At 34.5% G+C, this 19,314-nt stretch carries 20 protein-coding genes; 19 read left to right on the top strand and 1 reads right to left on the bottom strand.

Going from position 1 to position 19,314, the window contains the following annotated elements; all coding sequences use genetic code 11:
• Positions 1 to 38: 38 nt before the first annotated feature.
• The 4 genes from fliK to pgeF are packed head-to-tail and all read left to right on the top strand — an operon-like array spanning position 39 to position 3,445.
• On the top strand, positions 39 to 1,736 hold the full coding sequence (fliK, locus tag G600_RS0103725; RefSeq protein WP_027430733.1) for a flagellar hook-length control protein FliK: 1,698 nt from the start codon (positions 39 to 41) through the stop codon (positions 1,734 to 1,736).
• Between the two features lie 42 nt (positions 1,737 to 1,778).
• The gene (locus G600_RS0103730) at positions 1,779 to 2,123 is read left to right on the top strand and encodes an EscU/YscU/HrcU family type III secretion system export apparatus switch protein (RefSeq protein WP_027430734.1); all 345 of its coding nucleotides are present in this window, start codon (positions 1,779 to 1,781) and stop codon (positions 2,121 to 2,123) included.
• 12 nt (positions 2,124 to 2,135) lie between these two features.
• A complete protein-coding gene (locus G600_RS0103735; protein ID WP_027430735.1) occupies positions 2,136 to 2,477 on the top strand; it encodes a YraN family protein in 342 nt (113 codons plus the stop codon).
• Positions 2,478 to 2,482: 5 nt separating this feature from the next.
• Entirely contained in the window at positions 2,483 to 3,445 is a 963-nt protein-coding gene (gene pgeF, locus G600_RS0103740; protein ID WP_081669401.1) for a peptidoglycan editing factor PgeF, read from the top strand.
• 245 nt (positions 3,446 to 3,690) lie between these two features.
• Here the strand turns inward: pgeF and G600_RS0103745 are convergent, their stop codons facing one another.
• Positions 3,691 to 4,527, bottom strand: coding sequence for a hypothetical protein (locus G600_RS0103745; RefSeq protein WP_027430737.1), 837 nt, complete (start codon positions 4,525 to 4,527; stop codon positions 3,691 to 3,693).
• A gap of 135 nt (positions 4,528 to 4,662) precedes the next feature.
• Here G600_RS0103745 and der point away from each other — a divergent pair, with 135 nt between their 5' ends.
• The 15 genes from der (at position 4,663) to hisG (ending at position 19,237) form a co-directional block, all read left to right on the top strand.
• Entirely contained in the window at positions 4,663 to 5,991 is a 1,329-nt protein-coding gene (gene der / locus G600_RS0103750) for a ribosome biogenesis GTPase Der (RefSeq protein ID WP_027430738.1), read from the top strand.
• On the top strand, positions 5,991 to 6,656 hold the full coding sequence (gene plsY / locus G600_RS0103755; protein WP_027430739.1) for a glycerol-3-phosphate 1-O-acyltransferase PlsY: 666 nt from the start codon (positions 5,991 to 5,993) through the stop codon (positions 6,654 to 6,656). Before der ends, plsY begins: the two co-directional genes overlap by 1 nt.
• Complete coding sequence (locus tag G600_RS0103760; protein ID WP_027430740.1) at positions 6,649 to 7,659, top strand: NAD(P)H-dependent glycerol-3-phosphate dehydrogenase; 1,011 nt, start codon at positions 6,649 to 6,651, stop codon at positions 7,657 to 7,659. Before plsY ends, G600_RS0103760 begins: the two co-directional genes overlap by 8 nt.
• A 145-nt stretch (positions 7,660 to 7,804) precedes the next feature.
• Positions 7,805 to 10,288 carry a LuxR C-terminal-related transcriptional regulator gene (locus G600_RS0103765; protein WP_027430741.1) on the top strand — a complete coding sequence of 828 codons (2,484 nt, stop codon included), beginning with the start codon at positions 7,805 to 7,807 and terminating at the stop codon, positions 10,286 to 10,288.
• A gap of 45 nt (positions 10,289 to 10,333) precedes the next feature.
• Positions 10,334 to 10,894 (top strand): 16S rRNA (guanine(966)-N(2))-methyltransferase RsmD, encoded by a 561-nt coding sequence (gene rsmD, locus G600_RS0103770; RefSeq protein ID WP_027430742.1) that lies wholly within the window; start codon positions 10,334 to 10,336, stop codon positions 10,892 to 10,894.
• 1 nt (position 10,895) lies between these two features.
• Positions 10,896 to 11,384: a pantetheine-phosphate adenylyltransferase gene (gene coaD / locus G600_RS0103775; RefSeq protein WP_027430743.1), complete on the top strand. Its 489-nt coding sequence runs from the start codon at positions 10,896 to 10,898 to the stop codon at positions 11,382 to 11,384.
• 16 nt (positions 11,385 to 11,400) lie between these two features.
• Positions 11,401 to 12,018: a hypothetical protein gene (locus tag G600_RS0103780; protein ID WP_027430744.1), complete on the top strand. Its 618-nt coding sequence runs from the start codon at positions 11,401 to 11,403 to the stop codon at positions 12,016 to 12,018.
• A gap of 121 nt (positions 12,019 to 12,139) precedes the next feature.
• Positions 12,140 to 13,519, top strand: a complete 1,380-nt coding sequence (locus G600_RS0103785; protein ID WP_027430745.1) for an RsmF rRNA methyltransferase first C-terminal domain-containing protein — start codon at positions 12,140 to 12,142, stop codon at positions 13,517 to 13,519.
• Between the two features lie 8 nt (positions 13,520 to 13,527).
• Positions 13,528 to 14,319 carry a pseudouridine synthase gene (locus G600_RS0103790; RefSeq protein ID WP_027430746.1) on the top strand — a complete coding sequence of 264 codons (792 nt, stop codon included), beginning with the start codon at positions 13,528 to 13,530 and terminating at the stop codon, positions 14,317 to 14,319.
• Positions 14,320 to 14,417: 98 nt separating this feature from the next.
• Complete coding sequence (locus G600_RS0103795) at positions 14,418 to 14,972, top strand: hypothetical protein (RefSeq protein WP_027430747.1); 555 nt, start codon at positions 14,418 to 14,420, stop codon at positions 14,970 to 14,972.
• 39 nt (positions 14,973 to 15,011) lie between these two features.
• Positions 15,012 to 16,049 carry an RluA family pseudouridine synthase gene (locus G600_RS13700; RefSeq protein WP_034245426.1) on the top strand — a complete coding sequence of 346 codons (1,038 nt, stop codon included), beginning with the start codon at positions 15,012 to 15,014 and terminating at the stop codon, positions 16,047 to 16,049.
• On the top strand, positions 16,007 to 16,540 hold the full coding sequence (locus G600_RS0103805) for a Holliday junction resolvase RecU (RefSeq protein WP_027430748.1): 534 nt from the start codon (positions 16,007 to 16,009) through the stop codon (positions 16,538 to 16,540). The genes G600_RS13700 and G600_RS0103805 overlap by 43 nt, the downstream gene beginning before the upstream one ends.
• 123 nt (positions 16,541 to 16,663) lie before the next feature.
• A complete protein-coding gene (locus G600_RS0103810) occupies positions 16,664 to 17,146 on the top strand; it encodes a hypothetical protein (protein ID WP_027430749.1) in 483 nt (160 codons plus the stop codon).
• Positions 17,147 to 17,351: 205 nt separating this feature from the next.
• On the top strand, positions 17,352 to 18,563 hold the full coding sequence (gene hisZ, locus G600_RS13705) for an ATP phosphoribosyltransferase regulatory subunit (protein ID WP_034245428.1): 1,212 nt from the start codon (positions 17,352 to 17,354) through the stop codon (positions 18,561 to 18,563).
• 23 nt (positions 18,564 to 18,586) lie between these two features.
• A complete protein-coding gene (gene hisG, locus G600_RS0103820) occupies positions 18,587 to 19,237 on the top strand; it encodes an ATP phosphoribosyltransferase (protein WP_027430750.1) in 651 nt (216 codons plus the stop codon).
• Positions 19,238 to 19,314: the final 77 nt, after the last annotated feature.

Genomic DNA, 19,314 nt, shown 5'->3' on the forward strand with positions numbered 1-19,314 from the left:
CGTTACTAGAAACTAATAATTAGTATAGTGGGGGAATTATGGAGATTAATCTTTCAAAGCTATTTAATAACCAAAATATAAATACTAATCAGAATCCCGAAGGAGAGGTTTCAAGCACTTCTCTTAGGGAGTCTGCCAACCTTTTAAAGAATGTTGTTAATAGCAATAATTCTGAGAACGCTATAACTGTGCTTAAAAATATGCTAGCTGGAGATACATTTTCGGGGCTTGTAACCAATGTATCTGAAGGTAGCGTTGAAATTCTCCTTAATCAAAATGTAAAGATTAACGCTAGTCTCTCAAAAGGGGTTAATATCTCTAAAGGAGAGAACCTAACCTTTATGGTTGAGGACAATCAAAATGGCAAGGTTCATATAAGACCGCTTGATTCTAACGGTCAGGCAAACACTGTAATTAACAGAGCTCTTGAGGCAGCAAATCTTCCTATAAACGAGAAGAACATAAACATTGTAAAAGAGCTTTTATCCCTAAATATGCCAATTAATAAAGAGACCATAACTAACTTGGCTCGTCAAATGGCAAAATTCCCAGAGGCTAATTTAAACAGCCTAGCTAATCTAACAAGACTAAATATTCCAATTAATAAAGAAAATATCGGACAATTTGAAGCCTATAAGCAATTCGACGCAAAGATAGAACAAAGCCTAAATACACTAGAGTCGGATTTTTTCAAAGACTTAGAAGGGCTTATAAATAATAAGAATCAGGCAGGAAATCTTGCCACTAAGGGCGATGCGCAAGGAAATAATCCTAGCAATCTAGTGGGAAATCCTAATGAGGCTAATGCCTCAGCCTTAGGAGAGAATGTCCAAAATTTACAAAAGGATAATCTAGCTAACGCCCGTGATATTCTCAAATCCACTATAAACAATCTATACAATGGTGTAGCAGATTCAAAGGATAATACACTAGATACATTTTTATCAAAAGAAAGTTTAAATAATCTAGCTAGCCTTGTAAGCGATAAGGAGTTAGCAAGCCAGATTAAAGATGGCTCAATTACTACAAGAGACCTAGTTACTAAGCTTTTTAATTCTGAAAATGCATTATCAAACGAAAATCTTGCAAAGCTTATTGGCGACAAAGACTTTAAGAGTCTTTTCCACGAATTAATTAATGAGACTATGAAGCTTAGCCCTAAGGAAGTAGGGGAGTCTGAGGACGCTATTAATGAATTTTACAATAAATTAAAGAAAAATGTGGACGAGCTATCTAAGGATTTAAAGAACCTAAATATTAGCCCACAGACCGAGAAAAACGTAGACAATCTAAAGAATAACATTAACTTTATGAACGAGCTTAATAGAAATCTTATGTTTATGCAGATGCCAATTAAGTTTAGTGATAGCGAGGGAAACGGAGAACTCTATGTTTTTAGTAATAAGAAAAATCTAAAATACGACCCAGATAATATTAGCGCTATGCTGCATCTAGACATGGAAAACTTAGGACCTCTAGACATTTACGTAAAGCTAACTAATAAGACTAATCTAAGCACCAACTTTGTTCTAGAGTCCGATGAGATGCTAGATTTTATCTATGAAAATATTGATAAGCTTGAAAAGAGGCTCTCAGAGCTTGGTTACGATACACATTTTGAAATGAAGACCAATGACGAGGCGGCAAAGAGTTTCGACTTTGTAAGAGATTTTATTGAGCGAGACCTAAATAAGTCAAGCCCTATTGAGACCTACATTTTTGATACCAAGGCCTAGCTAGAAAGTTTTGTGACTATTTAGTTTTACGGGGGTAAAATTATGGCGGAGAATAAGTTTCATTTTAATAAGGAAAATGTAAATAAAGACAGCAGTAAAAATAAGGACGGGGACAATAAGCAAAAAATTGCAGTTGCTCTTGAATACGTCCCTGGGGAAGATGCGCCAAAAATCATTGCCAGTGGTAAGGGACATCTTGCAGAAACCATTATTGAAAAGGCCAAGGAGGTAAATGTGCCAACCTATGAGGACACAGGCCTTGCAAATACCCTATCTAAGCTAGATATAGGGGATATGATACCTCCTGAATTATATACAGTTGTTGCAGAAATACTTGTATTTGTGGATGACTGTGATAGAATAAGAGGAAAATTAAAAAATAAATAGAAAGGTTAAGCCATGAACAAAAGACAACTAGGGCAGGAGAATGAGTATTTAGCCCTCAAATACCTAACGGACAAGGGGTATAAAATTATTAAGAGGAATTACAGATGTAAATTAGGGGAAATAGATTTAATTGCTAAAAAAAATAATAGAATAATTTTTATCGAGGTTAAATATAGATCTAATAGCCGCTACGGAAATTCTATTGAGGCGGTAAATAAGCGCAAGCAACAAGTCATAAGGCAGGTAGCTCGCTACTATCTTTTAACAAACTATCACAGTTTGGAAATCCCCATAAGTTTTGATGTAATTGGAATTGATAAGGACAAAATAACACACATAGAGAATGGCTTTTAAAAAATATGGAATTTAAATTAATTAATAACAAGGATTTTTTTGACGGACTAAAGGTGGGCTCTTGTATTGATTCCACATATTTTGAAAAAATTGAGGTTGATGCAAATAAGGATTTTAATAGACAGCCTGCTGCCAAAGAGAACGAAGCTTCTAAGGAGTCTTTGGCAAGTCACAAGGTTGGCATTATTAGATTTAAGCCCTTTAAGGATTTAGACTTTATTGAGTGCGCCTTTTCTACTAGACTTGGTGGGGTAAGTACTGGCTACTCTGAGAGCATGAGCTTTTGCTATGATAGAGGAGATAGTAGAGAAAATGTTTTAGAAAATTTTAGAATTTTTTCTAAGGCCATTAAGATAAGCCCAGACAGACTAGTCTATTCAAAACAAACTCACACAACTAATGTTTTATATGTAGATGAGTCAAATGCAGGCATGGGAGTTACAAAAGAACGTAACTATGACAATATCGATGGACTTATTACTGATAAGAAAAATCTATGTCTTGTAACTTCCTTTGCAGATTGTGTTCCTGTAATCTTCGTTGATAAAAAAAGACATGTAATAGGCTCTGCCCACTCTGGTTGGAGGGGTACAGTAGGAAATATTACAAGAAATGTAGTTGAACAAATGGGACAAAAGTTTGGCACAAAACCAGAAGATCTTGTAAGCTTTATTGGCCCATCAATTTGCATGGATTGTTATGAAATCAGTGAAGATGTAGCAGAAGAGTTTAAAAAGGCCTACTCAAAAGAAGAACAAAAACACATCCTATTAGATAAGAAAAATGGTCACTACCAACTAAACCTACACATGGCCAATTACTACAACATGCTAAACGCCGGTATAAAGCCAGAAAGCATAAACGTAACTAATATATGCACCTGCTGTAATAAAGATTTACTCTTCTCCCATAGAGGAAGTCAGGGAAAACGTGGGTTGCTATGCAACTTCATATACATAAAACAATAAACTTATCTCCAAGCACGGTGAAACTCGCGCGAGCTTTGCGACAAAGTAAATGGAAGCAAAGACACAACTTCGAAAAGACAATTCTAATTACCTCGGTACTTAAAAAGCCCAGGATTGTAAAATCCCGGGCTTTTTTTAGTATCCGCTAGGTAATTAGCTTAGCGCAAGCGTGTCTTTGAGAAGTTAGTGTCTTTGCTGCAATGTACGTCCGTCGCAAACCTCGCGACTTAACTGCACTTCCAACTCTACACCCCCCTACGCTTCTTAATCTCTAGTTCTTCCTTTATCAACTTATTCTGTTTCTTCTTATTTCCAACTCTTATAAAGTAAACAAGCAATGCCAAAATTGCTACGGGAATGGCAGCAGTAATGATTACTGATAGAGTTTCGGAAACGACTCCATTTTCTAAAATCGAAGATTTAACTTCTGTATACTTAGCGGAGTTTAAAACAACTGCCATATTAGCAAGCATCTCATCTGTTACAGAATCTGTATTTGTCTGGATTGCAAAATTGTAAATGTAGCCATTAGCTACTGTATAATACTTTGTTGCGTAAACAACCACACCTTCAGTAGTAGTTGAAATGTTATATGTCATAAAATAGGGCTGATCATTAAAGTATTCTATGCCGCTATCTAAAATCTCTTCTTCCTTATATTCTGTCTCTAAATTGGATTCTGATTCGATGTAGGAATCAAATAGACTATTTAAATCACTTTCGGATAAAGTGTTAAAATCGGATAGAGACTCATTTGCCTTAACACCAGTAATTGCAAGTTCATAGGTCATATCTGCATCTACAGCTTCTAAGTAACAATTGTTGGCTATCATAGAAGTCTGGACTTCTGAGGCGTCTGAGGCACCAATTAATTCTAGATAGGAATTGTTATTAGTAGTAGACTGTGTAAAGCAAATCAGCTCACTTGGAACTTCTATCTTTAAATTGATGGCGGAAAATTGTAAGCTCTTCGTGTCTGTATCCGCAAAGCTTGTAACTTTGTTAAAATTTAAGAAGGACACCGTGAAAATTCCAACCATTAAACATGATAAAACTCTTCTTTTTATTTTGTTAAACTTCATCAAAAACCTCCCAGAAATCAACTAGTTTCAATAATCGGTATAATATCATAGACCTTTACAAAAAGCAATTAAACTGATATTATAAATCAGTATATTTACATTAAAAATTTATTAATAAGATTAGGATGAATAATTATGAGTAAACCTATTGTAGCTGTTGTCGGAAGACCTAATGTTGGTAAATCAACATTGTTTAATTGTCTTTGTGGGCAACAGATTTCTATTGTTAAGGATACTCCTGGTGTTACAAGAGATAGAATTTATGCCGAGGTTACTTGGCTTGATAAATCATTTACACTTATTGACACAGGTGGTATCGAACCAGATTCAAAGGATATTATTTTATCCCAGATGAGAGAACAGGCACAGATTGCCATTGATACTGCAGATGTCATTGTATTTATGACAGATGTTAAGCAGGGCTTAGTTGATTCAGATGCTAAGGTGGCAGATATGCTTAGACGTTCACATAAGCCAGTTGTACTTTGTGTTAACAAGGTAGATAACTTTGATAAGCTTATGCCTGATGTCTACGAATTTTATAACCTTGGAATTGGCGATCCAATGCCAATTTCTGCTATTAGTAAGTTAGGTCTTGGTGACCTACTTGATGAGGTTATTAAGCATTTCCCAGAGGATTCTAATACTGAGGAAGAAGATGATAGACCAAAGATTGCCGTTATTGGTAAGCCAAATGTTGGTAAGTCTTCCCTTATTAATAAGCTTATGGGAAAGAACAGAGTTATTGTAAGTAATATAGCTGGTACTACAAGAGATGCTATTGATACAGTAATTAAATACAATAAGAAAGACTATGTATTTATTGATACTGCTGGTCTTAGAAGAAAGAGTAAGATTAAAGAAGATCTTGAACGTTTCTCAATCATTAGAACAGTGGCAGCAGTGGAGCGATGTGATGTGGCTATTTTAGTTATTGATGCAACTGAAGGTGTTACAGAACAGGATGCTAAGATTGCTGGTATTGCCCATGAAAGAGGTAAGGGTGTTATTATTGCCGTTAACAAGTGGGATGCCATTGAGAAGAACGATAAGACAATTTATGAATTTACTAATAAGATTAAAGATACATTGTCATTTATGCCATATGCGGAAATTATGTTTATTTCAGCACTGACAGGACAACGTCTAGCTAAGATTTATGAGTTAGTAGATGAGATCATTGACCATCAGACAATGCGTATACCAACTGGTGTACTTAACGAAATCTTAACAGAGGCTGTTGCTATGAAGCAGCCACCTTCAGATAAGGGTAAGAGACTTAAGATTTATTACATGACTCAGGTTTCTGTTAAACCACCAACCTTTGTTATGTTTGTTAATGACAAAGAATTAACTCATTTCTCATATACAAGATATATTGAGAATAAAATTAGAGAATCCTTCGGTTTTAGAGGAACTCCAGTAAGATTTATCAACAGAGAGCGTAAGGAGAAAGACTTGTAATGTTAGCACGAATATTATGTTTAGTTTTAGGATATCTTTTAGGTTCTATAATCCAGGGCGGATATTGGCTTGGAAGATTTAATCACATTGATATTAGAAAATATGGTAGCGGAAACGCTGGTACAACAAATGTTATGCGTACCTTAGGTAAGAAATATGGCTTCTTAACTTACTTTTTAGACATTTTCAAAGTAATACTTGCAGGAATCATTGTTAACTTCTGCATAGCGCCACATTTTAACGTATCAGAATTATTATTATTCTTATATGCCGGCTTTGGTACAGTACTTGGACACAACTTCCCATTCTATTTAGGCTTCAAGGGTGGTAAGGGTATTGCAGCAACTTCAGGACTTGTAATTGCACTTATACCTTTCCCTCATTATTGCTTTGCATTTACACTTTTTGGACTTATTACATTCCCATTAGTGTTATTTACAACAAAGTATGTAAGCCTTGCATCCCTAATTGGAATTGCTGGTTTCTTTATTGAATTTGTAATTTGGGATTTAGTTGGTTTCCTACCACTAAACGGAACTGAACATGTAGAAAGCTGCATTATAGTATTCTTATTTGCTGCACTTGGCTTTATTAGACATGCGGCTAACATAAAACGACTTATTAATGGAACTGAAAGAAAGATGGGAGAGAAAAAGAATGGCTAAAATCAGTATTATGGGCGCCGGAAGCTGGGGCTTAGGATTATCTATTTTACTAAACAACAATGGACACGAAGTAACAGTTTGGTCTGTATTTGAAGAGGAACTTGATGTATTAAGAAAGAACCACGAGAATACAAAGTGCCTTCCTGGAGTTAAGATTCCAGAGAATATTAAATTTAACGGTAACACTAAGGAAGCAGTAGAATCTGCTGATATCTTAGTGCTTGCAGTTGCATCTCCTTATACAAGATCAACAGCCAAATTACTTGCTCCATATGTTAAAGATGGACAGTATATTGTAAATGTTGGTAAGGGTATTGAAGAAAGCACTCTTATGACTTTATGCGATGTAATAAAGGATGAAATTCCACAGGCTACAGTAGCTGTACTTTCAGGACCAAGCCACGCAGAGGAGGTTGGTAGAGGTATTCCTACAACTTGCGTTATTGGTACTGCAAAGAAGGAGGATGCAATTTTCTTACAGAACATCTTCATGAGTGATGTATTTAGAGTATATATTAGTCCAGATGTGCTAGGAATTTGCCTTGGAGGCTCACTTAAAAATGTTATCGCCCTTGCAGCAGGTATCGCTGATGGCCTTGGCTATGGTGATAATACTAAGGCAGCCCTTATTACTAGAGGTATTGCTGAAATCAGCCGTTTAGGTCTTGCTATGGGAGCTAAGGTTGAGACATTTGCTGGTTTATCAGGTATTGGAGACTTAATCGTTACTTGCGAGAGTATGCATTCTCGTAACAGACGTGCAGGTATCTTAATCGGTAAAGGTTACACAAAAGACCAGGCTATGGAAGAAGTAAAGATGGTGGTAGAAGGCGTTTATTCCGCTAAGGCAGCCCTTTTACTTGCTAAAAAATATAACGTTTCAATGCCAATTGTAGAGCAGATTAACAAGGTGCTCTTTGAAGATATGAATGCTTCTCTTGCAGTTTCTGAGCTTATGCTTAGAGATAAAAAGATCGAAGCAGATAGTATTTCATGGGAATAAAAAAGTAGGTTGTGAAATAGGACTAATGTGTCATTAGTCCTATTTCATTAGGTATAATGGTATAGATTACCCATTTTTTTATACTAAAATTTGGTTTATACTTTTATATATTGGAAGAAATGTTATGAAGAGAGGATAGTTATACATGGCGCATATTAAACAATTACTAAACAGAGCTTATATTTCTAATCGTTTAAAGGATAAGTTAAGCTCATTTGAGCAGTACAGATACAATTTTATCTGTGCGCCAACAGGGTATGGTAAATCTATTGTTTGCCGTACATTTTTTAAGAATTACCCAGGCTACACAATCCTTTGGATTGATGCAGACACATCAAAGGAGATTTTCTGGAACAATCTATGCAATGCTATTAAGCTTGTTAGCCCAACACATGCAGCACAATTTTCTAATTTAGGATTTCCTACAACAGAAGAGGAAGTTAACGAGCTTTGCTCATTAATGTCTAACTTAACTAACGAAAGAGCACAGACAGTTGTTGTTATTGATAACTTTGATAAAGTCTTTGACGATAATCTTGCAACATTCTTTAAGATAAACTACGCTGCGACTACACCAGGTCTAAAGTATGTATTTCTTATACATGAATTACACTATCAAGATATTATCAATTTAATTACTAAGAATGAAATCGGATGTATTGATAAGAGTGACTTAAGCTTCGTGCCTGAGGACATTTATGATTATTTTAGATTAAATGAAATTATAGTTGATATTGAAATTGCTAAAGACATTTACAATAAAACAATTGGTTGGCCATATATTGTAGAACTTTATATGGATCATGATGGAGATAAGGCAAAGACTTCATCAAGAGAGAACCTTGATAATTTTATTGAAACTAACATATGGTATAACTTAGACGATTCACTAAGAGATTTCTTAATTAATCTCTCAGTATTTCATAAATTTACAATTAGCCAGTGCGTTGCACAGACTAAGCTAGATGAAAGAACATGTCTAGAATATTTAAGAAAAGTCTCACTTATAGACTATGATAAATTATCTAGAACTTATAGCTTTAATCCTGTATTTAAGAACTTCATGCAGAAGGTCTTTAAGGAAAAGCCAAAGGATACAATTAAGGAAATTACTATGAGAGCAGCGGATACATACCTCTCTAATAGCGATTTTTTCTATGCAATTAAGCTTTATAATGAGTCTAATGAGTATGGAAAGATTTATACTTGCGATGCAACCCTTAGTAGCCTTTATAGCTATATTATTCGTGAGAATAAGGATATGTTCTTTAATGTTGCCAACCAGTATTGGAAGGTAGACAAGAAGGGAAAGTATGAATTTTCAATTATTATGTGCTTTGCTATGTTCTTATATAACGAGAAGAACACAATGGAGGCCTTAATTAAGGATATTGAAAATGATATCAAGAACGATGTTTTAGTAGATGAGATTCAAAAGAACTCATACCTTGCTGAAATTCAGTATATCAATGCTTTCTTTACTTATAATGATTTTAACAAGATGAATGAGGACTTTAAAAAGGTTACATATCTTACAAAGTCACCTCTAAATCTTATTTCATCACAGTATCCATTCAGTTTTGAAAGCCCTTCTATTATGGCTCTTTACCATAGAAGAATCGGCGGATTAGATGTGGAGATGTTCTCACTTGAGGATTGCGCACCTAATTATTATAGAATTACTAATGGACACGGTAAGGGCTTTGAAGCTTTAATGAAGGCAGAAAGTCTTTACAATAGAGGTGAGATAGATGGTGCTGAAATTCTTTGTCATAAGGTTATTTATATGGCAGATAGTAGGAACCAGCATGATATCTATATTGCAGCTAACTTCCTTATGGCACGTATTTCCATTTATCATGGAGCTAATGATGCCTACAAGGAATACATGAACAATATTGAATTTAGACTTACATCTAATGAAGATGCAGCTAACAACTTATCTAAGATGGTGGATGTGTGCAAGGCATTTATCTATACTGACTTAGATGAGGTTGATAAGATAAGCAACTGGCTAAAAGATGAGAAGAGTATTGAAGATCATGCTAACTTCATTTCCCTTAGTTATGTAAATGTTGCATTGTGTAAATACTTAATTCTTACAGAGGAGTATCATCACTTCCTTGGAATTAGTGGACAGTTAATCGGCTTAAGTAAGTTATTCTCTTACATAGTGCCAAGAATTTACACATACATTTTCCTTGCAATCGCTAATAACGAAACTAATGATTCTGAAAAAGCTAAGAGATTCTTACTTGAGGCTATGGAATTAGCTGTTCATGATAGAATCATTATGCCATTCGTTCAGAACTATTCATACATTGGCGATATGCTTGATGAAATCACAATTAGCAAGACTTTATCACCTTTTGTAAAGAGCATTAATAAGCATGCTAAGAACTATGAAAAGGGTGTTAAGACAGTTAAGAAGGCCGGAAGAATGTTAGCAGATTACGGCCTAACAGTAAGAGAAGCTGATGTTGCAAAGCTTGCCGCACAGCGTCTTACAAACAAAGAAATTGCAGAGCAGTTATTTATTGCAGAAAGTACTGTTAAATCTAATATGAAAGTTATATTTAACAAGTTGGGCATTAATTCAAGAGGCGATTTAAAGAATTTCTTTGAATAATGTCGAGGCCAGATAGCTTTCTAGCGAGAACAAGAAAGGACACATATGAGAGTTATTGCAGGAAGTGCTAGACACCTCCCTCTTAAAACCATTGAGGGACCAGGAACAAGACCTACAACTGATAGAATAAAGGAAACCTTATTTAATATTCTACAATCAGATATCGTAGGATCAAATTTTCTAGACCTCTATTCTGGTAGTGGGGCTATTGGAATCGAGGCTTTAAGCAGAGGTGCTAAAAGTGCTACATTAGTTGAAAATGCAAAAAATGCTTGTGGGGTTATTAAGGACAATTTAGCATTTACAAAATTAGCAGATAAGGCTAACTTAATGGAATGCGATTGTTTATCAGCAATAAATCGTCTTAAGGGCGGTGAAATATTTGACATAGTATTCATGGATCCTCCATACGGAAAGGACTATGAGTTTGAGACATTAAAGGCAATTAAGCAGGCAGGAATAGTTGATGAATATTCAATTATTATTGTTGAAGAGGCCCTTGATGTTGACTTAGACTATGCAGAAGAGCTTGGCTTTGAATTAGTTAGAGCTAAGACTTATAAGACAAATAAGCATTTATTCTTTAAACTAAAGGGAGACAAATAAAGTGAAAAAAGCAATTTATCCGGGCAGCTTTGATCCGGTAACATTAGGTCACTTAGATATTATCGAGCGTTCAGCAAAATTAGTAGACCACCTTATTGTAGGAGTACTAAATAACAAGGCTAAAACACCATTGTTTTCAGTAGATGAACGTGTTAATATGTTAAAAGAAGTAACAAAGCACATTCCAAATGTAGAAGTATTATCATTTAGTGGACTTTTAGTGGAATTTGCTAAAGAACACGAGGTTAATGCTATTATTAGAGGCCTTCGTGCTGTAACAGATTTTGAATACGAACTTGCAATGTCACAGACAAACAAAGTGGCTGCGCCAAGCATTGACACTGTATTCCTTAATACAAGTCTTGAATATGCTTACTTAAGTTCAAGCATTGTAAAAGAGATGGCAATGTATAATGGGGACATCTCAAAATTTGTTCCAGAATATGTTATTGATAAAGTAAATGAAAAATATAATGCATCAAATAATTAGTTGAGGGAGAGAGAGTATGAGCAGAATTGAACAGATGATTAGCGACATTGAAAGTTATATCGACAGCTGTAAGTTCTATGGTTTATCAAAGAACAAGATTATTGTTGATAGAAGTGAAATGGAAGAGATGTTAAAAGAGCTTCGATTAAAGACTCCAGAAGAAGTTAAGAAGTACCAAAAGATTCTTAATAACAAGGATGCCATTATTGCAGATGCAAAGGAACAGGCAGAGGCTATTTTAAGAACAGCACAGGTTCAGACAGAGGAACTTGTTAATGAACACGAGATTATGCAGAGAGCTTACGCTCAGGCTAATGAACTTATTGAGACTGCTACAGCTCAAGCTCAACAAATACTTGATAGCGCAACAGGAGAAGCTAACGACATTAGATACGGCGCAATGCAGTATACAGACGATATGTTAGCTAAGTTACAGTTTATTATTGAACACTCAATTAGAGATAATAAGCAGAAGTATGAGTCATTACTTAATGGCTTAGAAGACGTTTTATCTGTTGTTAATAACAATAGAAACGAATTAAAGGGTGCCACAGATGATACTGCTGAAGTAGCAGCAGAGACAGCTGAGACAAAGGCACAGAAATTAGATGATGAATCTGAAGAAGATTTATAATATTTTATAAGACATTATAATACATATACTAAAGCGATTGCTAAGCTATGAGCTTTGGTATATGTATTTTTTTGAAGAAAATGTATTTCTATTTTTTAGCAGTAATTTAAAGGAGTAGCTTATGAATTTACCAGAGAAATATCTAGCTTCCATGAAGGAAATGCTAGGCGATGATTTTGAAAGCTATCTTAACAGTTTTGATGACACAAGACTTTATGGTTTAAGAGTTAATAATTTAAAAATTTCCACAGAGGATTTCTTAAAGATTTCCCCATTTAAACTAAAGCCAATTCCTTGGATTGAAAATGGCTTTTATTATGAAGAAGATGACAAACCAGCAAAGCATCCATATTACTTTGCAGGTCTTTACTATATACAGGAGCCAAGTGCTATGACTCCAGCTAACGTCTTACCTATAAACAAGGGCGACGTGGTTTTTGATATGTGTGCAGCCCCTGGTGGTAAGTCCACTGAACTTGCTGCAAAGCTTGATAATACTGGCTTACTTATTACTAACGACATTAGTAATTCAAGAACTAAGGCTCTTTTAAAAAATGTAGAAGTTAACGGAGACAATAAAATCTGCGTCTTAAATGAAGATCCTAAGCAAATTAAGGATAGATTCTCTGAGTTCTTCGATAAGATTTTAATTGATGCCCCATGTTCTGGTGAAGGTATGTTTAGAAAGGACAACAAGCTAATTAAAGCTTGGGAAAAGACAGGTCCTGAAGTTTATGCTGAAATTCAAAGAAGCGTTATTATGTCAGGTGCAGAAATGCTAAAGCCAGGCGGAATGATGCTTTATTCAACATGTACTTTTAGTAAGCTTGAAGATGAAGAGACAATTAAGTATCTCTTAACTAATAGAGATGACTTTGAACTTGTAGATATTAAGCCATACGAAGGCTTTTCACACGGCTTTGAGGAAAGTGATTCTGACAAGGAAATGAACATTTCTAAGACTGTAAGAATTTTCCCTCACAAGATGGAAGGGGAAGGTCATTTCGTGGCTTTACTTAAGAAGAAGGGCGAACTTGACCCTGATAATAATATACATTTTGTAAATCCAGGCTTTAATAATAAGGTTCCAAAGGAAGTTACTGATTTCCTTGATTCCTTTAACTTTGACTACGATAGCAAATATATCAATATCCGCGGTACATACTGTTATCTCGTTTCAAAGTATATGCAGGAGGAGAAGGGCCTTCGTATTATTAGAAATGGCTTACTTCTTGGTGAAATTAAGAAGAATAGATTTGAACCTAGCCAGGCTCTTGCTATGGCCCTTAAATTAAAGGATTATCCAAATGTAATTGATTTGGATGTAAATGATGAAAGAGTCGTTAAGTACTTAAAGGGTGAAACTCTTGACTGCGACGACTTTACAGATGTTAAAAACGGCTGGGTATTAATTGGCGTTTCTGGTTACCCTCTTGGTTGGGGTAAGTTTAACAACGGCCAGGTTAAGAATAAATACCTTGCAGGTTGGAGATGGATGTAGGAGATTATATGTTAGTAAGACTAGATAAACACTTGGTGGAAGCTTCTGTGGGAACAAGAAGTCAGGTAAAAGAGCTTATTAAGAAGGGCAGAATTTCTGTTAATGGCAACAATAAGCTAAAAGCTGAATTAAAAATTGATAACGAGAAGGATAAGATTTTCTTTGATGGGCAAGAAATAATTCTAAAAAGATTTGAGTATTTCATGCTTAATAAGCCGGCAGGAGTAATTTCAGCAAGTAGAGATAAAAATGCAAAAACAGTAGTGGACTTAATTGTAAATAAAACAAGAGCAGATCTTTTCCCTATTGGAAGACTAGATAAGGACACTCACGGTCTTGTAATTATCTCAAATGATGGAGAGCTAGCCCACAAGATGTTATCTCCAAAAAAGCATGTAGAAAAAACTTACTTTTTAAAGGCGAGAGGCGAGATAAAAACTGAAGTCGTAGATACATTTTTAAAAGGAATAGTTTTAAAGGACTCTTCAAAAGAAGAGGGCAGCTTTAAAACCCTTCCAGCTAGGCTTGAAATCCTAGAAACAACAAGCGAAGCCCTTGATTATGTGGACGAAGATAGTAGAGAAGAACGCCACTACGAGGGCAAGCTTACCGCTTGTAGGATAACAATTAAAGAGGGCAAGTACCATCAGATTAAGAAAATGTTTAGAGCAGTGGAGTCTGAAGTCCTTTATTTACAAAGAGTTTCCATGGGAAATTTAGAGTTAGACCCTAGCTTAGCAGAAGGCGAATATAGGGAATTAACAGAAAAAGAATTAGAGGATTTAAAGGCATTGGTTTAGGCCTTAGTTTAAGCGCAAGTTTAGGCTTTAACCTAGGCTTTCTTTAACTTGATATAAAGCGGGCTTTAACTAAAATTTAGAACTAAGGGGATGTAATAATGGAAAAGGGACAAAAAGGATATATTGATCATAAGAAGAAGCTAAATTTAGGGATTTGTATTGGCTTTGTTTTTGTAATAATTTTACTATATGTTATTGGTTTATTAGTGTTTAAAACAAGAAATAACTACTGTACTTTAGTGGCTGTAATCTTAGTTTTACCCTTTGCAAAATTCTTAGTTAACCTAATAATATGCTTTAGAGCTAAGGCTATAGATAAGGATTTTTATGAAAAAATAAGAGCTACAAATTACCCACATACGGATTTTGATTTAATACTATCTAATAAGCAAAACCCTGTATCCATCGAGGCTCTAGCCCTTGATAATAACACTCTTTATCTTTATACAAGAGAGAAAATTGATGAGAATTTCCTAAGAACTAACATAAAGGACTTCTTGTCTAATGTTAAGATTGATGCAAATGTAAACTTTATATCTAGTGAAGAAAAATTCATAAAAGAACTTAAGAGCTTAAATCTTAAGAATAGAGATGAAAAGGAAATCGCTAGAACTAAGTATTTAGAGAAGCAAATTTTAAATATGTGCGTGTAATGCGTAACATTTTTATTAATAAATTTACAAGGAAGAACTATGAAAGAAATAATTATAAGTAATAAGAACGCTAACCAAAGGCTAGATAAATACTTATGCAAGTATTTATCCAATGCGCCTCTTAGCTTTATTTATAAAATGCTTAGAAAAAAGAATATTACTCTTAATGGTAAAAAAAGTGATGGCAAAGATCTCCTAAAAAAAGACGATGTCATTAAAATCTTTTTCTCAGAGGAAACTCTAGAAAAATTTACAAAGGGTGAAGATAGCGGTAAAGATAACAAAATTTCTAGCTACTATAATAAGATTTATAAGGACTTAAAGGTGATATATGAGGATGAAGATTACATTTTCATAGACAAACCAGTAGGCCTTCTTACTCAAAAAGCTAAGAATGATGATGTTTCTTTAAATGAGCTTCTTATTGCTTATTTAATTAAGAATGGTAATCTTAAAATAGAGGATTTAGATACCTTTAAACCTAGTGTTTGTAATAGACTTGATAGAAACACTTCAGGAATTGTAGCCTGCGGTAAAACTATTAAGGGTTTACAGGAATTATCAAAGGGCTTTAAAGATAGAACTTTTGATAAATACTATATTACTGTGGTTTCTGGCGTATTAACCAAGTCTGAAACTATATCTGCTAAATTAACTAAGGATAATAAGTTAAATAAAGTAACTGTAAATAATATAAACAGTAAAGCTACTGACAATTACGATGCAAACACAGAATATATAAAGACAAAGTATACTCCAATTGACAATAATGGAGAACTAACTCTTTTAAAGGTTAAGCTAATTACTGGTAAAACGCACCAGATTCGAGCTCATTTAGCTTCAATTAATCACCCACTTATTGGAGATTATAAGTATGGGGATAATAAGTTAAATGATTATTTTAAGAAAAAATATCAGTTATCTAGTCAGTTACTTACAGCCTATGAACTTAAATGCAACTTAAATAATAATGACTATACTATAAAGAGTGAAATACCAAAACTCTTTTTATCTATACTTAAAGGAGAGGGATTATGGGAACCTGGAATTCAAGAGGACTTAGAGGAGAAGCACTAGAAGAATTCATTAATATATCCATTGATAAATATAAGGAAAAAGGCCTTGCTTTGATTCAAAAAATACCTACACCAATTAAGCCTGTGAAAATGGATCAAAATACAAGACAGATAACTCTAGCCTATTTTGATCAAAAAAGTACAGTAGATTATATCGGTATAGTTCAAGGTATTCCTATTTGTTTTGATGCTAAAGAATGTCAAACAGATACTTTTCCCCTAGCTAACATCCATCAGCATCAGATTGACTTTATGAGAGATTTTGAAAAGCAGGATGGCATTTCCTTTATAATTCTTTATTTTAGTCATAAAAATGAATTCTATTACCTTCCCTTTAGAGATATCCTTTACTTCTGGGAAAGAATGGAAAAGGGAGGCAGAAAAAGCTTCACCTATGACGAAGTTGATAAAACTTATAAGATTGGACAGGCAAATGGCGTAATTGTGCATTTTTTAGAGGCTATTAATATTGACTTAACCTCTAGAAATTAGTTACAATCTTAAAAGAAGTGCTCGCATTAGATGCGGCTTTGCCGCGGCTCGCACACGAGTAGTGATTTGCTACGCAAATAACTACAAGAAAATGTAGCAATACTAAATAAAGGAGTTTTATTAATGAAGGGTTTTAAAAACATTTTCTTAAAGCTAATGGTTTTAGTTCTTGTTTCAACTACAATCCTAAACCTTACTAGCTGCAAGAAAGATACTAGCAAACTGCCAACTAATGATCATATCGTCATGATGACAGCTACTAATAGTAATATTGGTAACTATGATCCAGATGATGATTACTGGGAATACTCTTCTTGGACAGTTTATTATGATGGAGTAGTAGAATATACTGCTAATTACAATGTCTCAGGTCTCTTAGCAGATGATATGTATGATTTAACTGATGAGAATTTAAAGACACTCTACACACTTCTTACAGAAATGGATGAATTTGAAGATTGTGAAGTAACTGAAGAATACGGCAATTCATGGTATATCACTTATTTTGATGTGAAAGGAAATTTGGTCGATTCCTTTACTGGTGATATATCCGGCAAGGATTGTCTTACAGATATACAAGATATTCTTGAAAGCTCAATAAAATAAACTACAAAGCCACTTCCAAAGCACTACCATGTGACTTAGGAGGTGGCTTTTTTACTTAGATTGCTAGCATTTTAATTGACAAGAAAAGGATTATTATATATAATCATTTTATCTTAGTAGCAAATTAGCACAGTAAAACTTTACTGTATTAAATCATTAGAATTTTAATAAGATATTAATAATAATAAAGAAAGTTGAGGATACTATGAAGAAAGATTTATTACATACACCGGAAGGTTTTAGAGATATTTATAATGGCGAATGCAATCAAAAGAAGATACTTGAAACTAGTCTTCATCAGGTTTGCCTCTCTTATGGATATAACGATATTGAAACACCAAGTATGGAGTTCTTTGATGTTTTTAATAAGGAAAGGGGCTCAATTCCATCTAATGAGATGTTTAAGCTCTTTGATAAATATGGTAACACTTTAGTTCTTAGACCGGATTTTACTCCATCTATTTCTAGACTTGCAGCTAAGTACTTTGAGGAGCACAGCCTTCCAATTAAGCTTTGCTATCAGGGTAATACTTTTATTAACGATAACAAGTACTATCAGGGTAGATTAAAGGAGAACACAGTTATTGGCGCTGAGCTTATTGATGATTCTTCAATTGAGGCGGATTTAGAAGTTTTAAGCATGCTTGTTGAATGTATGAAAGCCTCAGGCCTTAAGGAGTTCCAGGTAGAAGTGGGAAATGTTGCATTTTACAACGGATTACTTAACGAAGCAGGAATTTCTGGGGAAGTAGCAGAAGAGCTTACAACTTTAATTAGAGAGAAGAACTACTTTGGTGAGGAGGAATTGCTAAATTCCCTAAACATTAAAGAGGATATAAAGAAGATTTTACTTGAACTTCCACAGCTTTTTGGTTCTGTGGAAATTCTTGATAGAGCAAAGAGCCTTACAACTAATAAGGACTGTCTTGAGGCAATTAAGAGATTAGAAGATCTCTACGAATTATTAAAGATTTCAGGCTATGATAACTACATTAGCTTTGATTTAGGCTCACTTTCAATCCATTCTTACTACACTGGCATTATTTTCTCAGCCTATACTTTTGGCACAGGCCAAGCAGTAGCAACAGGTGGTAGATACGACAAGTTAATGGGCCAGTTTGGTTCAGATAAGGCATCAATTGGTTTCTCCCTTGTAATTGATAGACTCATGGCTGCTATTGACAGACAGGGCCTTGAGTTTACTGGAAATTACTCTGGTACACTTATTTGCTACAAGGAAGCAGCCCTTAAAAAAGCCCTTGAAAAGGCCAATGCTCTAAGAGCAGACGGTCAAAGAGTATGCCTTATTAAGGATTGCGGTAAAGATCTTGAAACTTATAAGTCTTACGCAAAGAATTCATATTTGCTAGATGTTATTATGATTGATGAAAATGGATGCGAAAACCTTTGTAAATAGATTAAATCAGAAAGGAATTATTTATGAGATATATAACAGTAGCCCTTGCTAAGGGTAGATTAGCTAAGAAAGCCTTAGAGATTTTTGAAAATGTTGGCGTTACCTGTGAGGAAATGAAGGACGAGAAAACTAGAAAGCTTATCTTTACTAACGAAGATATTGCCTTTAAGTTCTTCCTTGCAAAGCCATCAGATGTGCCAACCTATGTAGAATACGGTGCAGCAGACATCGGTATTGTAGGTAAGGATACAATCCTTGAAGAGCAAAGAAACCTTTATGAGGTTTATGATTTAAACATTGGAAAATGTAAAATGTGCGTCTGCGGTCCTGCATCCGCTCGTGAAAAGCTACAGCATCACGAACTTATTAGAGTAGCCTCAAAGTATCCTAATATTGCAAAGGATTACTTCTACAATAAGAAGCACCAGACAGTAGAGATTATTAAGCTTAATGGTTCTGTTGAGCTTGCACCTATTGTTGGTTTATCAGAAGTTATTGTAGATATTGTTGAGACAGGTGCAACTCTTCGTGAAAACGGTCTTGAAGTATTAGAAGAAATCGCTCCTTTATCAGCTAGAATCGTAGTAAATCAGGTTAGCATGAAGATGGAGAACGAGCGTATTAATAAATTCATAAATGATATTAAGAATTATCTTGCAGAAAGCCAGAATTAAAGCATATTATAGTCTTAGGATTATGATTTAATATAAAATTGTAATTTAGGATTATGATTTAATTTTGGATTATAGTA

The sequence above is a fragment of the Lachnospira multipara ATCC 19207 genome, assembly GCF_000424105.1.
Taxonomy (GTDB): domain Bacteria; phylum Bacillota; class Clostridia; order Lachnospirales; family Lachnospiraceae; genus Lachnospira; species Lachnospira multipara.

Bases quoted from the DNA above. Each gene is read 5' to 3' on its own strand.
- fliK (WP_027430733.1), top strand. From the start codon at position 39: ATGGAGATTAATCTTTCAAAGCTATTTAATAACCAAAATATAAATACT.
- G600_RS0103730 (WP_027430734.1), top strand. From the start codon at position 1,779: ATGGCGGAGAATAAGTTTCATTTTAATAAGGAAAATGTAAATAAAGAC.
- G600_RS0103735 (WP_027430735.1), top strand. From the start codon at position 2,136: ATGAACAAAAGACAACTAGGGCAGGAGAATGAGTATTTAGCCCTCAAA.
- pgeF (WP_081669401.1), top strand. From the start codon at position 2,483: ATGGAATTTAAATTAATTAATAACAAGGATTTTTTTGACGGACTAAAG.
- G600_RS0103745 (WP_027430737.1), bottom strand. From the start codon at position 4,527: ATGAAGTTTAACAAAATAAAAAGAAGAGTTTTATCATGTTTAATGGTT.
- der (WP_027430738.1), top strand. From the start codon at position 4,663: ATGAGTAAACCTATTGTAGCTGTTGTCGGAAGACCTAATGTTGGTAAA.
- plsY (WP_027430739.1), top strand. From the start codon at position 5,991: ATGTTAGCACGAATATTATGTTTAGTTTTAGGATATCTTTTAGGTTCT.
- G600_RS0103760 (WP_027430740.1), top strand. From the start codon at position 6,649: ATGGCTAAAATCAGTATTATGGGCGCCGGAAGCTGGGGCTTAGGATTA.
- G600_RS0103765 (WP_027430741.1), top strand. From the start codon at position 7,805: ATGGCGCATATTAAACAATTACTAAACAGAGCTTATATTTCTAATCGT.
- rsmD (WP_027430742.1), top strand. From the start codon at position 10,334: ATGAGAGTTATTGCAGGAAGTGCTAGACACCTCCCTCTTAAAACCATT.
- G600_RS0103780 (WP_027430744.1), top strand. From the start codon at position 11,401: ATGAGCAGAATTGAACAGATGATTAGCGACATTGAAAGTTATATCGAC.
- G600_RS0103785 (WP_027430745.1), top strand. From the start codon at position 12,140: ATGAATTTACCAGAGAAATATCTAGCTTCCATGAAGGAAATGCTAGGC.
- G600_RS0103790 (WP_027430746.1), top strand. From the start codon at position 13,528: ATGTTAGTAAGACTAGATAAACACTTGGTGGAAGCTTCTGTGGGAACA.
- G600_RS0103795 (WP_027430747.1), top strand. From the start codon at position 14,418: ATGGAAAAGGGACAAAAAGGATATATTGATCATAAGAAGAAGCTAAAT.
- G600_RS13700 (WP_034245426.1), top strand. From the start codon at position 15,012: ATGAAAGAAATAATTATAAGTAATAAGAACGCTAACCAAAGGCTAGAT.
- G600_RS0103805 (WP_027430748.1), top strand. From the start codon at position 16,007: ATGGGAACCTGGAATTCAAGAGGACTTAGAGGAGAAGCACTAGAAGAA.
- G600_RS0103810 (WP_027430749.1), top strand. From the start codon at position 16,664: ATGAAGGGTTTTAAAAACATTTTCTTAAAGCTAATGGTTTTAGTTCTT.
- hisZ (WP_034245428.1), top strand. From the start codon at position 17,352: ATGAAGAAAGATTTATTACATACACCGGAAGGTTTTAGAGATATTTAT.
- hisG (WP_027430750.1), top strand. From the start codon at position 18,587: ATGAGATATATAACAGTAGCCCTTGCTAAGGGTAGATTAGCTAAGAAA.